Origin of the sequence: Sphingobacterium sp. PCS056, from assembly GCF_023273895.1 — a bacterium.
Lineage (GTDB): Bacteria > Bacteroidota > Bacteroidia > Sphingobacteriales > Sphingobacteriaceae > Sphingobacterium.
The window spans coordinates 789,245-803,691 of the sequence record NZ_CP096883.1 but is presented as its reverse complement, the minus strand read 5'-3'; the positions used below and the strand labels follow the sequence as shown (position 1 = coordinate 803,691).

Sequence of the window (14,447 nt, the reverse complement as noted above, 5' to 3'; positions counted from 1 at the left end):
GTAACGGGATTTTTTTATTTTATGATTTTGATATACATTAATATCCTGCAGCGGTATCGTCTCCTCTAGGATCAGCTCCTGTTTGCAGTTTTCCGTTTGGTAATACTATAATATTTTCTACTCGACCAATATTGCCACGTGGAGAAATTTTATATCCGGAGTTTACTAAACTTTTTCTCACTTTTGATGTAATGGCTTTTTTCTCGACATCAATTTGATCGGGTAACCATTGGTGATGAAAACGTGGTGATGTGACGGATTGTTGCGCATCTTGATGAAAGTCTATGACATTGACAATAGTCTGGAAAACGGAGGTCATAATGGTGGACCCTCCCGGTGTTCCGACCACCATATAGAGTTGATGATCTTTTTCTACAATGGTTGGCGTCATGGAGCTTAACATTCTCTTGTTAGGTTGTATCGCATTGGCTTTGCCACCAACAAGACCGTAGATATTGGGTACTCCCGGTTTTACCGAGAAGTCGTCCATTTCATCGTTTAGAATAAAGCCGGCACCTGATACAAATACGCGAGAGCCATAGGAGTTGTTTAATGTGGTGGTGATGGATACGGCATTTCCTTCTGAATCTACGATGCTGAAATGGGTGGTCTCTTCTGATTCATAGCCTGGAAATTTTGCTGCTCTTACATCGGAACTTGCTGTTGCTTTGTTGAAATTGACCGATTTTAACCTGTTACTATTGAAAATAGAATCTGTCAATTCTTTTACGGGTACGCGAATGAAGTCTGGATCTCCGAGATATGTTGCTCTATCGGCATAGATACGGCGCTCTGCTTCAACCATAACGCGAATAGTGGAATCACTTTGAAATCCCCACTTGGACAATGGAAACTGCGCCACAGATTGCAATAGTGCTACTAATGCAGGTCCGCCACTTGATGGAGGTGCCATACAGATGATTTTATGTCCACGATAGTATCCTGTAATTGGCTTGCGCCATACGGCATCATAATTGGCTAAATCACTGTGACTGATAATACCATTGGCGCTCTTCATCTCTTTAACAATGAGGTCTGCAGTAACGCCTTTATAAAAGCCATCGCGACCTTGGTCAGCGATTCTTGTAATGGTACTGGCGAGTTCTGGTTGTTGAAATACATCACCTTTTTTCCATGTTTCGGCTCTGATGATAGGGGCGCCATGGGGATTGTATTTTTCAAAACTTGCTTTAAAATGGTTAAATTCTTCTGCTTGCTGCTTGGTTATTGGAAAGCCATTTTGTGCTAATGCAATGGCTGGGGCGAGCAATTTTTTCCAATCTAGTTTTCCATATTTACGATGGGCTTCAACCATTCCGGCTACTGAACCTGGTACACCGGCTGAAAGGTGTCCATAGACGCTTAAGTTTTCGATCACATTGCCCTGATTGTCCAGATACATGTTGGCATGGCCTTTTTCAGGAGATTTTTCTCTAAAGTCTAAGGCATTGATTTCGCCTTTGCTACTTCGGTAGACCATAAAACCGCCACCTCCGATATTGCCAGCATTGGGATATACGACTGCTAATGCAAACTGTACCGCTACGGCAGCATCAATAGCGTTTCCGCCCATTTTTAAAATATCGACTCCTACTTTTGAAGCTAATGGATGTGCGGAGACAACTGCTGCTTTGTCAAATGTTTCTGATCGCTTGTTTAAGTGGTGCGATACACTGCAGGATTGAATGACTACAACTGTACTTACTATCCATATATATAATCTTGATGTTTTCATGTTTAATCGTTTACGGGTTGTATTTTTTCAAAATTTCCGTCTAAATGGTCAATTTTTATTTTGTATTTTCTCACATTTGCAGGTCCTGAACCCATTCCAACACCGATCATTCCTCCTCCAAATCCTGAACCAACGGATGCGGACACGAAGATGTTGGCACTATTTTCAGTCGCTAATCCGTAAAAATAGTATTCATCATTTTCCATGACTAGTGGATAGTATCCATAGGTCGTGGAGATAAACGTTTCATCATTGTCCACTATAGCATAGATCTGTGAATCTTTAAGTTTTACTTTTTTACCTTTTTCATTCGTATAATAATAGTACTTGATTCTTCCTTTTTTATCTTTTTCATCTAAAAGTGGATAATCTGGTTTTTGAAATTTGAGGTTTTCGTAGTTCATATAGATACCATCAACAAGATGCTCTGCAGCATATAAAGGTAATTGTTCTTTTTCTTTATAATCGATGTTCTGAAGATCTTGAATGGTCAAAGCCTCAGATCCTATGGTCGGTGTTTTGAGGTTTGACCGAATGAATGTATCTATAATTAGGCTTCCTTTTTTTAATAATTTATTGGAAACATCTATTCCTGATACTTGAAAGCTGCTGTCGATGCGACTAATGGGGTGATAGTAGCTTCCTTTTTTTTGATAAAGATTGGCTCTAAAATCAAAAAATCCTTTTTCCTTGAGCCCACCACCTATTTCGGAAAAGGACAGTCGGCGAATCTGCAGAAGCAAAGTATCTTTTTGCGTACTTTCAAGGGTAATGATTTCTAAATAGTTTTGTATTTGAGTTTCCAGAGAGGGATTAGCCACAACTTTTGCGGATTGACCAAAAAAACCTTTATTGATGATGCCATAATGGGTGGTGTCTTTTCTAGAATCAAGTACGTATATTTTTTGAAATAGACTTTCCATGACCAGATCTTTGGGATCATATTGAAATTTGAATTCTTTGTCCCTGTCTTGTGCAGACACGTGTGCTAGTCCAATAAGTAAAATGGTAAATAACACATAATGTTTTCTTTTATGTAGGTATTTCGTAAAATTCATTTCCGAAGGGATTAATATGATGCATTAAAGGTAAAGAAATAAAAAGGCTGTATCAAATTGGACTGCCCCCAAAATATTGGACAAATTTAGTTAATTAGATTTGTAATAATGAGCTCGATATTCTGTCGGGCTCATTCCATTTAAATTTAGTTTTATCCGTTGATTATTGTAATAGGAGATATAATCTTCTATTTCGCTTTTTAACTTCTCTGTTGATTCGTATTGTTTTAGATAAAACAGTTCTGATTTTAAAATTCCGAAGAAATTTTCAATTACGGCATTATCAAGGCAATTTCCTTTTCTGGACATGCTTTGAGTGATTCCGTTTTCTTTGAGCCACTGTTGATATTTAGGCATTTGGTATTGCCAGCCCTGATCAGAATGTAAAAGCAGTTGTGATGCCCCCCTTGCTTTGGGCAGTGCCTTTTTGAGCATATCCATTACCCCTTTAAAGACCGGCCTGTCAGTAATTTCATAACTTATAACTTCCTGATTAAACAGATCAATTATTGGGGAGAGATACAGCTTTTTTTCCTTGACTTTGAACTCAGTAATATCCGTGGCCCATTTTTGCAAAGGCCCCTCAGCCTGGAATTTCCTGTTGAGGATATTGGGAGCGATCTTGCCCAGTTCACCCCGGTATGACCTGTATTTCTTTATCCTGATCAGACTCTTCAAACCCATTTCCCTCATTAATCTAAGAATGGTCTTATGATTCATATCCACTCCATCCCGTTTGAGCTGCAGGGTAATGCGGCGATAGCCAAAGCGGCCCTTATGTACATGGTAAACTTTGTTGATTTGCGCTTTCACCTGTTCGTATTTATCTGCTTGTCCCTCCTTCTTGGAATGATAATAGAAAGTACTTCTTGCCATTTTAACGCAACTCAGCAGGATATCAAGATCAAATTGATGCCTTAGCTCCATTATGGCTTTCGCTTGTTTTCGGCTTGAGCTAAGGCGCTGAGCTTTTTTAGCAGGGCATTTTCTGCACGTAAATACTCATTCTCCTGCAAAAGTTCCTCTTCACGCGTGAGCGCTTTATTCGTTTTTCTAACTTTTCGCTTGATCTGCGGATTTGCTTTCTTTGTCATCAAGGGTCTCCCTTTTGGCCGTGCCTCCAATCCTTCTGGACCAAACTTGTCCAGCCTTTTCTGCCATTCAATGATATGGGCATCCGAGGAAAGGTCAAAGCGTACACGGGCTTCTTTCAAAGATAAACTTTCTTCTCGGATTGCAGTAAGGACAGAAAGCTTAAAAGAAGCACTAAAGTGTCTTTTCCCTTTCCTGGGAAGTAGCCCCGATTCCCCCTGATACTTATATATTTTGTACCACGTCTCAAACAAAGAATACGTAATCCCGAATTCTTCTCCCAAAGACTTTGCAGAACGATAATGCTCATCCATTTGTCTAACACAGCTCAACTTAAATTCAAAACTGTGCTTGTTTTTCTTATTCATAAAAATGCCCCCAGAAAGTGTCTAACTTTTTGGGGGCACTGCAAATATCTTGATACAGCCTTTTTACATCCACGAATGGATTAAAGTGTTAAAGCTAATTTGGTAAATATATAACGACCATTATTACCGAATTGTTGTCCTGTTCTGGAATAAATAAAATATCCGGCACCTCTCAATCCGGATCCTTCTCTAGTTTCATCGGGATAAATATCTAAAAGATTATTAGCTCCTAAGGTGAAGCGTAGGTTTTTAGTGATGCTGTAACCTAGGCTTAGATCTGTAATGATTTTGCCTCTGAAGGTCTGGTAATCAGCTTCTGTGTTTGTCGCACCGTCAACATCTCCAAAATAAACATTGCGCAAGAACACATTGAATTTATTTAAGCTGTAGTTCAGACTCAGATTTACTTTTGTGCGTGGTACTGCTGATTCTAAATAAATGCGCGATTGGTTGTCAAAATAAATACTTTCTTTGCCAGCAAGTTTTTCGGACGCATGAATATCTCCTATAATATTGGTCTTGACGAACTTGGCTGAAAGGTCGGTCCGAAGTTTACCTTTTCCTATATCTTCATTGTAAGTCAAAACTACGTCTATACCTTTGGTCTCTGTATCAATTGCATTGGCAAAAAAACGTGCTGATGTTGCATTGGACTGTGCTAATAGATCATATATCTCCTTGTCTTGTTCGGTTGCATTTGAGGCATTGCTTCCTGTAAATGTTCCTGTATAAATAATGCGGTTATCTATGGCGATGAAATATCCATCAACAGTGGCCTTGAATTTGCCATAATTGGCTGTTAATCCTGCACTATAGGAACGGGAAGTCTCTTGTTTTAATGAAGGTATGCCGAGTAGTTGTGCAGGCCTACTATCGTTTGTGAAAGTTCCAGAATTGGTAATGACACCATCATTGAATAAGCTTGAGGTTGCATTGAAGTAACGTTGATGAAGTGATGGAGCTCTAAATCCTGTACTTGCAGCTGCACGAAATGTAAAGATGTCATCTATTTTATAACGTGTCCCCAATTTCCAATTGAGTGTTGATCCGAAGTCAGAGTAATTTTCAAAACGTAGCGCTCCTGTTAATAGCCAACTCGTGGTTATATTGGCTTCTACATCGGCATATGCACCTACTGAAGAGCGTGTTTCATTGACTTCGTTGTCAGGTCTAAATCCAGGGAATGCTTGTGCTCCTGATGCATATGGTTTGCCATTTTGGGCAAATCGTGTTTGTACATTTCCTTGGATATTGGGTATTAAGATTGGATTGCCATTTGCATCAGTACCAATTTTTATTGCTTTTCCATAATCTGCATAGGAGGATTCTTCTCCAGCTACAATTTGGTAATTTTCATAACGGTGTTCAAATCCAAAAGCAACGTTTATTCCTGCTAATGGTTGCTCGAAGAATTTGGTGAAGTCTAAATTACTTGTGTTTTGAATAAAGCGATATCCTCCATCATCAAAGGTAGTAGGGGAGGCTTTTAACAAACTGGCGTTTAGAGAATTTTGGGTCTGAAAGTCAATTGTATTGGATCCATAAGCATTGGATAGATCGACTTTCCAACCTGAAAATTCTGATTTTATTCCCGTAGCTAATGATTTATCATAGTTATCTGTGACGATTAATGGTAGGAAACCGTCTGGATATATTTCACTGATATTTTGGGTAATTTGAGCTGGTTGTCGACGAAATGCTGCTGAGGTACCTTTTCTGTAATTTAATCCTCCGAATGAATAAAATTCTGAATGTTGTGATAAGGGAATTTTTGAATTGAAAAATAAAGATCCCCCTTTTGTCTCGGCTTGACCAATTCTTGAAACATAATCTGCACGTGTTTTACCGAGTCTTGCAAGTTCATCATTGGTGATATCAACCCCTGTTGGGTTAGGATATAAACTTGGATTATTGTAATCGGAGAAAATTGTTCCTGTAAACTCTTTTTGCCGATTTGTCGGCTGCCGGAAATCGTATGAACCAGAGAAATTGATAAATCCACCGTTTTTAGTTAGTGGAATTCCGTAATTGACATTTGCTTGCACACTTTGCCCATCGTAATTGTTCTCTGCATTTTTGGACAAATATCCACCATAGGTGACGGAAGCACGTAGTTCATCGACACTATCTTCAATGACAATATTAATGACGCCTGCAATGGCATCTGATCCGTACTGAGCGGCGGCACCATCACGTAGAATTTCTATTCTTTTTATTGCTGATGTTGGTATGGCATTTAGATCTGTCCCAACTGATCCTTTACCAAATGAACCGTTTATATTGACTAATGATGTAGTATGTCGACGCTTTCCATTGACAAGCACCAATACTTGATCGGGTCCTAAGCCTCTTAATGATGCGGGGTCAATATGATCTGTACCGTCGGATATGGTTTGTGTATTGGAGTTGAAAGATGGTGCGACGTAATTTAGAATTTGGTTTAATGATACTTGACCCACATCTTTTGTCAATCCTTTAATGTCAATAACATCTACGGGTGCGACGGTCTGTAAATTGGATCTTCCTTGAGCTCTTGATCCAATAACAACAACTTCATCCAAGGAAACGCTTGATAATTCGAAATTGATTAGACCGTCAGTACCCTGTGAAATTGTAATTTCTTTGGTTTGGGTGGTAAATCCAATATGAGATACGACTAATGTATTGACTCCAGATGATGCTGGAATATTAAAACTCCCATCTTCTAATGATTTAGTTGATGTATTATTACTCGTGTTTCTAATGGTAACACTGCTTAATGGTAGGCCATTATTGCTTACTTTACCTCTAATGACTTCTTGAGAGAAGGAATACAGGCTAGTAACGGTTAATGCACTCGTTAGTAATATTTGATATAGAGTTGATCGTTGTGTAGAATTTTTATCCATAAAGTTTATATATTTAAGTTAATATCCTCAAATATATAAAGTCTACCTGATAACTAGTGTATTTATTTTTAAAAATAATTTTCCACCTAAATGACTAACAACCTTGTTATTGGTCTTTTAGTTTCTCATTGTTTTTATGCCGATCAGCATCACGAATTGATTTTTTTTCTAAATTTTTTTCGAGCGCATCGGTCAAGTCGATACCTGTTTGATTTGCTAAACACATCAAAACAAAAAGAACATCTGCCATTTCATCGGCTAAATTTACTTCTTTGTCCGATTTCTTAAAGGATTGTTCTCCATATTGTCGTGCCATTATTCTAGCAACTTCTCCAACTTCTTCCATGAGCATTGCAGTATTGGTCAATTCATTGAAATAACGAACGCCTGTCGTAGTAATCCATTTATCAATGGTTTCTTGTGCTTCTTTTATGGTCATCGTATTAGAAATTTTCTTTATCCTGTGTATTCATTATAATGGTTACTGGACCATCGTTTAGTAGATCAATTTTCATGTCAGCACCAAAAATGCCGAGCTGAATTTTTTTGTGCAGCAAAGTACTGAGATAATCGGCCATTTCGATATACATGGGTTGAGCTTTATCTGGTTTGGCTGCACGAATAAAGGATGGTCGATTTCCTTTTTTTGTCTGTGCGAATAATGTAAATTGAGAAATGAATAAAATATTGCCCGCGATATCTTGTACGGATTTGTTCATCAATCCGTTTTCGTCATTGAATATCCTCAGATTGATAAATTTTTGAGCCATCCATTTCATATCCTCTATGGTATCTTCTTCTTCAATTCCGATTAGAATTAGTAATCCATTTTCAATTTGACCTGTAATCTTATTGTCGACTGAACAGTGTGCTCTGGAAACTCTTTGTATGACTGCGCGCATAGGGCAATTATAAGAAAAAAATGTCAACTAATGATTTCACTTATGTCAATGGCAGTTTATATACTGCTGATCGTAGAAGTCGATACTTGTTGAGGAAAAAAATACACGCTACTAATGAGCGTGTATTTTTTCTAATTAGAATTTGACATTTAGGCTCAGCATATAATTAGTTGTTGCCTGTGGATAGTAGAAATTAAAGTATTTTCGTGAATTTCCGTCCATATAACCCCATGTATATCCATTGGTTTGATATTTTTCATTTAAAATATTGTTAATGGTTAAACCGAGATCTATATTTTTGACGCCCAGTACGGAGAAGCTATAGCTAGCTCTGACATTGTTGACAAAAGAGGCATCTATACTTCTTTCTTTTGCAGAGCTGTTGTCTAGGTATTGTCTTGAAATATACTTAGACAGTAACGCGATCTGAAAAGAAGGGAGTGGAGCATAAGAAAATTCACTTGATAGTATTGTTGCAGGAGAAAGAGCAATATTTGTCTTTTTGATAAATTCGCCGCTCGTTTCATCTGTATAATTTTTAATTTTATTCTGGCTTAGACCAGCAGTTGCTTTCCACTCAAATTGATTCGATATTTTCCAAGCAGCGTCAAATTCTAACCCTATGCGGTAACTATCAGGAATGTTCATCCTTAGAGCGGAACCGACATCATTAAGTGCTCCTGTTGGGATGAGCTGATCTTTATAGAACATACCATAAAAATTGGTTCCGATGTTAAAAGCATCATTTCGGAAGCGATAGCCGAGCTCGATATCTTGCATTTTTTCTGGCTTGGGATTGTTCCCTTTTACATCCACAAAATCATTACGTACGGGTTCTTTGCTCGCATAAGCATAAGATGCATACAAATTTGCCTGTTCATTGATCAGGTAAGTGAAGCCAACTTTGGGATTTAAAAAGTTGAATGTTCGTTCAAAATTCATTCCTTTGATTTTATCATCATCACCTCTAACTTTGTAAAAGATATTGCGATACTGCACATCTGCGAATAATAACCAATTATCTAACGCAAAATCTGCTTTTAGAAATGTACTAATATCATTTTTTGTTGCATCATTTAAATAATATTTGTCGCCCAAGTTGCTAGTAGATGCATATTTTGCCCAGATTACTTCTCCGTAATGATCTCCTTTATATTGATTTACAGCTCCACCCCATGTTAATTTAATAGATTGGGAGGGATTGTAATTGAAGGAATAGGTAGCTCCATAAAAATGGTTATCTAACCATCGCCTTCTGACTAAGTCTGTTTTGGTGATGGTATCTGTTCCGATGATGACTGGCGGCAGATTGTATTTTGAAAAAGCATCTTCAGGTCTGTACTCTTCATAATAACCTGCTCCTCTCGTGTAATGTAGGGCTGCATTGAAGGTTAGTTTATCATTGATAAAATTGCTGTAGTGTAACTGATGATGTGTCTGGGTATAATTGTCAGTTTGATTTTTATATAAGTATTTGTTATAGGTACGGCCTGAATTTAATAGGTTCTGTGTTTCGGCTTCTGTATAACCATCATTGATGGCGTAGTCTTGCATTCCGGCTATATCATTATTCAATCTTGGTTCTGGTGTGCCGTACCAAGATTGATAAGTTTTTTCCTTTCCTGAGAATACAATCGCTTTTAAAATTTGTTTGTCACTGTAATAACCTCCATCTACATAAAATGATTTGAGATCAGCAGATGCACGATCAATATAACCATCGCTTAGAATACGAGAAAGGCGTACGTTAAATGCAAATTTATTGTTTAATAGGCCTGAACCAATTTTTAACGTGTTTTTCCAAGAATTATATGAACCATAAGAGTTATTTAATTCCACATAGGCATCTTTTTCCAATGTATTGGATTGGATATTTAATGATGCTCCAAATGACCCAGCGCCATTTGTGGATGTGCCGATACCTCGTTGAATCTGAATACTCTCTGTCGAAGAAGCAAAATCTGGAAGGTTGACGAAGAATGACCCCATACTTTCAGCATCATTTAAGGGTATTCCATTTAAGGTGACATTGATACGGGCATTATCAGAGCCTCTTATTTTCATACTTGTATATCCGATGCCGGCACCTGCATCGGATCCGATTACGACAGAAGGTGTTTGATCGAGCAAATAAGGGATATCTTGTCCAAAATTATTTTTTGCGATATCTTCTTTGCTTAGATTTTTATAAGTTGTGGAGGAATTGTTTTTTGCGCGGGTGGCTTGGACAATAACTTCTTCTGTTTTTATTCTGGATGGTTCGAGATAAATTTCAAAAGACTGATTGTCTAGTAGGTTAATTTGCTTTTTTTCTGTGCCGTAACCTAAATAGGAAACCATTAATTCATATTTTCCTGTTGATAGATCAGAAAATTTAGCGATGCCGTTTTGGTCAGATTTCGAATGTTTACTGACACGATCTGATAAAATAATGCTAGCACCCTGCAATGATTTTTTTGTTGAAGTGTCGATTACTTTGATTGACAATTGGTGTTGCGCAGATACAGAAAGTGTAATTCCTACTAATACTACTGTGCTGATTAAATTTTTAACCATGATTTTTTAATTGAATTTTGAGTTAAACAAACTCTTGCAAGGGGTTACAACAGTTTTTATTGATATTTAACTAACCTTTTCCCTCCGCCAGCATTATCTGGATCAGGTGCACAATACACATGGTATTGTTGGGTATATTCTCAGCCTTTATTCGTGTTCTTGGAACAAGGCACCCCTATTGATGTTGCGAAGTTATTAAATATTTCTAGGACTAAAAATATTATATGTAATTGCTTTATATTAAGTTGATACTTCAGGAGACAGTTTCATCTTTTAGTAAAATTGTAATTAATTTATTAGGCAAGTTTGCTTAATGAATAGGAGTTCGATCTCTGTACTCGATAGTTATTCAGATGAGGTGGGTAATGGTAAAAAATGGATTAGCATATTGTGCGTTCAAAATCCCATTGAATAAGTAAATTTTGGATTTTGATCGATAAACGCTGACATCACGTCAGTAAATAGCTACAAATTTTTTAAAAGTCATCCAAAAATGTAATTTTTTGATAATAAATTGGCTGAAATTAAACTTATTTATTACCTTGAACTAATATGCTAAAATTTAATAATTTAGCTCTTTGCGGTTATTATTTAGCAATAAATTGATTTTAATTAAACTTGAAATTTATTTAAAATTTTTATAGCATAATGTAGCTAAAAGGTTTTTATAAATTTTATCATGTGTAAATTTTTATGCTATATTATGATGGTTTGATTTTGAATCGCAGAATTATATTTAGTATATTTTGGCACGAATTTTAACGTTAGTATCCACAGTTACTTTGCATTAACCTGTAGTGCAGAAGTGATTTTTTAAGTTTTTATGATAATGAAATATTTTAGCGCTAACTATATTTTACCAATTACATCTTTGCCGATCAAAGATGGTGTGGTAAAAGTAAATGATGAAGGTGAAATTTTAGCAATTTATGAAAGTAAAGCAGCTGAATTGAAGGACCAGCACATTGAAAAATTTGAAGGAGTAATTGTTCCTGGATTTATTAATGCGCATTGTCATTTAGAATTGTCTCACATGAAGGGTACGATTCCGCAAAAAACTGGATTACCAGCTTTTCTCTCTGCAGTAATGACAAGCAGAAGCGCATCTTTGAAAGTTATTGATAAGGCTATGGCCGAGGCTGACGCAGAGATGTATAATAATGGAATTGTAGCGGTTGGGGATCACGTTAATTCGGATAACACTTCTAAAATCAAAGAATCGAGTAAAATTCTTTACCACACGTTTGTCGAAATTTTTGGTGTAGAGCCTGAAGAAGCAGATGGCAAATTGCAAGAAGCGAAAGATCTGATTCATGAATTTGATCCTGCTCACTCTTCTTTGACGCCGCACGCACCTTATTCATGTTCAAAAATTCTTCTTAAAAAATTTAAGAAGGCAGTTTCTGATGTAAATATTATAAGTATTCACAATCAAGAGAGTGATGATGAGAATAAGTTATTCCGGTATAAAACGGGTGGTTTTATCGATTTTTTTAAGACTATTGGCAAAAATCCTGACTTGTTTAAGGCTCAAGCGAGAAATTCGATTCAATCTTATCTACCGTATTTGCCTCATCCGAATAAATTGATTCTTGTGCACAATACTTTTACCTCTTTAAAAGATCTAGATTTTGTTGATCGGATGGGTCGTGATATCGTATGGTGTTTATGTCCAAAAGCTAATCTTTATATTGAAGATCAATTGCCAAAAGTTCTAAACTTTGTAAATGATAACCAAAAAATAGTAATTGGTACAGATAGTTTAGCTTCCAATGATACTTTATCGATTCTAGATGAATTGAAGGTGTTGCACAAACATTTTGATAATCTGGATTTTCAACAATCTATTCAGTGGGCAACTATTAATGGAGCGCAGGCTTTAAATATCGATCGCGAATTTGGATCTATTGAGGTTGGTAAAAAACCAGGACTTGTTCTGTTGAAGAATATGGAACACTTTAGACTTACAGATAAAGTTACTGTACAGCGATTAGTATAGTAAATTACTCAAAATCTTCTGTACTTTTGTTAATATGAAACATGTAAATATTTCTATTAAAGGAAAGGTACAGGGGGTTTATTTTAGATTGTCAACTAAAGCTGTTGCGGATCAATTGGGCATAAAGGGTTTTGTAAGAAACTTAGCTGATGGCTCTGTATATATTGAAGCTGAAGGGGATGATTTTGCCTTAGATTGCTTGAAAGATTTTTGCGCAGAAGGTCCCGAACGGGCTGAGGTACAAGAAATGACTTGTGAAGAGGGGAGTTGGAAGAACTTTAATAATTTTGAAGTGTTAAAAAAATCAACCAAATAAATCCTTATTATCTTGTCTGTTTTTAAAAAATTTGCTGGACAAACCCTGATCTATGGACTTAGTACCATAGTTTCCAGACTCCTGAATTTTGTTTTAACCCCAATTTTCGTTCGTAAATTTGAAGCTTCCACTTATGGAATATTTACGAACATGTATTCTTGGGCTGCGATGATAAATGCTTTCCTTGCTTTCGGCATGGAGACGACGTACTTTAGATATTTACAAAAAGTAGAGGAAAAAGATAAGGCTAAAGTTTTTAATAACAGCTTTATTGTGACGATTTTTACTTCGTTGATTTTTCTATCTACGATTCTGATATTTTCTAATGATATTGCTGCCTGGTTTGCCAAGGACAATATAGACTCTGTAGGAGAGTATAAGAGCTACGTCTACTTTGTTGGTCTAACGCTTGTGGTAGATGCCCTAGCTGTGGTTCCTTTTGCTAAGGTGCGTGCCAATGGTAGACCGCTGCGGTACGGAGTATTGAAACTAGTCAATATCATTACTTTTGTTCTGTTAAACTTAACATTCATCGTTTTTATCCCTTATTTACTTAAACATTTTCCTGATACTGCACCTTATTTTTCATCTTGGTTTGTGGATTCTTGGCTCGGCTATGTGTTCTTATCCAATTTTATCGCTAGTGGACTGACTTTAGTGATGTTGCTACCGGAGATTAATACTTTTAATTTTAAAATTGATAAGGTTTTACTAGGGGATATGTTTCGTTATAGTTTCCCCATATTGATTGCTAATGTTTCATTTATCATCAATGAAAATCTTGACAAGATGCTGATGCCAGAGTTGCTTCCGAAAAATATTGCTGATCGGGATGTCGGTATTTATGGTGCTATCGCAAAAATTGCGGTCTTTTTGAGCATTTTTGTCCAAGCTTTCCGTTTAGGTGCCGAACCTTTTTTCTTTTCCTATGCAAAAAATGAAAATTCTAGAAAGGTATATGCAATGATCATGGAATATTTTGTGATAGCCATGATGATGGTCATGATTGGTTTATCTGTGAATATAGAATGGCTGAAGTATTTTATTGAAGGTGGATCTCCTGCCAAAAGTGCTGAATATTGGTCAGGGCTATTTATTATTCCTGTTATTTTATTCAACTATGTTATGCTCGGTATTTATATGAATTTGTCGGTCTGGTATAAACTTTCTGACCAAACAAGATATGGGCTTTATATTTCAGGTATAGGGGCTTTAATTACTATCATTCTTTGTTATATACTTATTCCCCAATATAGCTATATAGGTGCAATCTATGTTACATCCATAACTTACTTTGTAATGGTGCTTTTGTCTTATTTTTGGGGACAAAAGAACTATCCAATACCGTATAAGGTTTTAAAAATTGGAGCGTATATGCTGGTGGGTACAATTATTGTTTATATTCATTATACCGCCTTTGATCGTAATTTTTGGATTGGCAATATCATGCTGATGGCTTACATCATAGGAACTGCTTTTGTTGAGAGAAAAACAATTGCTAGGATAATGAAGGCCAAAAATTAGAAGAAGCGA

The 14,447-nt window shown here is 36.6% G+C and carries 9 protein-coding genes, 1 pseudogene and 1 riboswitch; of the genes and pseudogenes, 3 read left to right on the top strand and 7 right to left on the bottom strand.

The window, feature by feature from the left end; all coding sequences use genetic code 11:
* Positions 1-37: 37 nt before the first annotated feature.
* From ggt to MUB18_RS03340, 7 genes and pseudogenes are all read right to left on the bottom strand, one after another.
* Positions 38-1,735: a gamma-glutamyltransferase gene (gene ggt, locus MUB18_RS03375; RefSeq protein ID WP_248754959.1), complete on the bottom strand. Its 1,698-nt coding sequence runs from the start codon at positions 1,733-1,735 to the stop codon at positions 38-40.
* Between the two features lie 2 nt (positions 1,736-1,737).
* Positions 1,738-2,793 carry a hypothetical protein gene (locus MUB18_RS03370; protein WP_045754357.1) on the bottom strand — a complete coding sequence of 352 codons (1,056 nt, stop codon included), beginning with the start codon at positions 2,791-2,793 and terminating at the stop codon, positions 1,738-1,740.
* Positions 2,794-2,883: 90 nt separating this feature from the next.
* Positions 2,884-4,253: pseudogene (locus MUB18_RS21935) on the bottom strand (IS3 family transposase).
* Positions 4,254-4,333: 80 nt separating this feature from the next.
* Positions 4,334-7,141: a TonB-dependent receptor gene (locus tag MUB18_RS03355; protein WP_248754958.1), complete on the bottom strand. Its 2,808-nt coding sequence runs from the start codon at positions 7,139-7,141 to the stop codon at positions 4,334-4,336.
* Between the two features lie 106 nt (positions 7,142-7,247).
* Positions 7,248-7,580 (bottom strand): nucleotide pyrophosphohydrolase, encoded by a 333-nt coding sequence (locus tag MUB18_RS03350; RefSeq protein WP_045754359.1) that lies wholly within the window; start codon positions 7,578-7,580, stop codon positions 7,248-7,250.
* Positions 7,581-7,584: 4 nt separating this feature from the next.
* Entirely contained in the window at positions 7,585-8,043 is a 459-nt protein-coding gene (gene dtd, locus MUB18_RS03345; protein ID WP_248754957.1) for a D-aminoacyl-tRNA deacylase, read from the bottom strand.
* Between the two features lie 135 nt (positions 8,044-8,178).
* A complete protein-coding gene (locus MUB18_RS03340; RefSeq protein WP_248754956.1) occupies positions 8,179-10,599 on the bottom strand; it encodes a TonB-dependent receptor in 2,421 nt (806 codons plus the stop codon).
* Between the two features lie 62 nt (positions 10,600-10,661).
* A riboswitch (TPP riboswitch) is annotated at positions 10,662-10,786 on the bottom strand.
* 642 nt (positions 10,787-11,428) lie between these two features.
* Between MUB18_RS03340 and MUB18_RS03335 the strand changes: the two genes are divergently transcribed.
* The 3 genes from MUB18_RS03335 to MUB18_RS03325 are packed head-to-tail and all read left to right on the top strand — an operon-like array spanning position 11,429 to position 14,438.
* On the top strand, positions 11,429-12,598 hold the full coding sequence (locus MUB18_RS03335) for an amidohydrolase family protein (RefSeq protein ID WP_248754955.1): 1,170 nt from the start codon (positions 11,429-11,431) through the stop codon (positions 12,596-12,598).
* 34 nt (positions 12,599-12,632) lie between these two features.
* Positions 12,633-12,914 (top strand): acylphosphatase, encoded by a 282-nt coding sequence (locus MUB18_RS03330; protein ID WP_045754362.1) that lies wholly within the window; start codon positions 12,633-12,635, stop codon positions 12,912-12,914.
* A gap of 12 nt (positions 12,915-12,926) precedes the next feature.
* Complete coding sequence (locus MUB18_RS03325) at positions 12,927-14,438, top strand: oligosaccharide flippase family protein (RefSeq protein WP_248754954.1); 1,512 nt, start codon at positions 12,927-12,929, stop codon at positions 14,436-14,438.
* Positions 14,439-14,447: the final 9 nt, after the last annotated feature.

Bases quoted from the DNA above. Each gene is read 5' to 3' on its own strand.
- MUB18_RS03330 (WP_045754362.1), top strand. From the start codon at position 12,633: ATGAAACATGTAAATATTTCTATTAAAGGAAAGGTACAGGGGGTTTAT.
- MUB18_RS03370 (WP_045754357.1), bottom strand. From the start codon at position 2,793: ATGAATTTTACGAAATACCTACATAAAAGAAAACATTATGTGTTATTT.
- MUB18_RS03350 (WP_045754359.1), bottom strand. From the start codon at position 7,580: ATGACCATAAAAGAAGCACAAGAAACCATTGATAAATGGATTACTACG.
- MUB18_RS03355 (WP_248754958.1), bottom strand. From the start codon at position 7,141: ATGGATAAAAATTCTACACAACGATCAACTCTATATCAAATATTACTA.
- MUB18_RS03340 (WP_248754956.1), bottom strand. From the start codon at position 10,599: ATGGTTAAAAATTTAATCAGCACAGTAGTATTAGTAGGAATTACACTT.
- ggt (WP_248754959.1), bottom strand. From the start codon at position 1,735: ATGAAAACATCAAGATTATATATATGGATAGTAAGTACAGTTGTAGTC.
- MUB18_RS03335 (WP_248754955.1), top strand. From the start codon at position 11,429: ATGAAATATTTTAGCGCTAACTATATTTTACCAATTACATCTTTGCCG.
- dtd (WP_248754957.1), bottom strand. From the start codon at position 8,043: ATGCGCGCAGTCATACAAAGAGTTTCCAGAGCACACTGTTCAGTCGAC.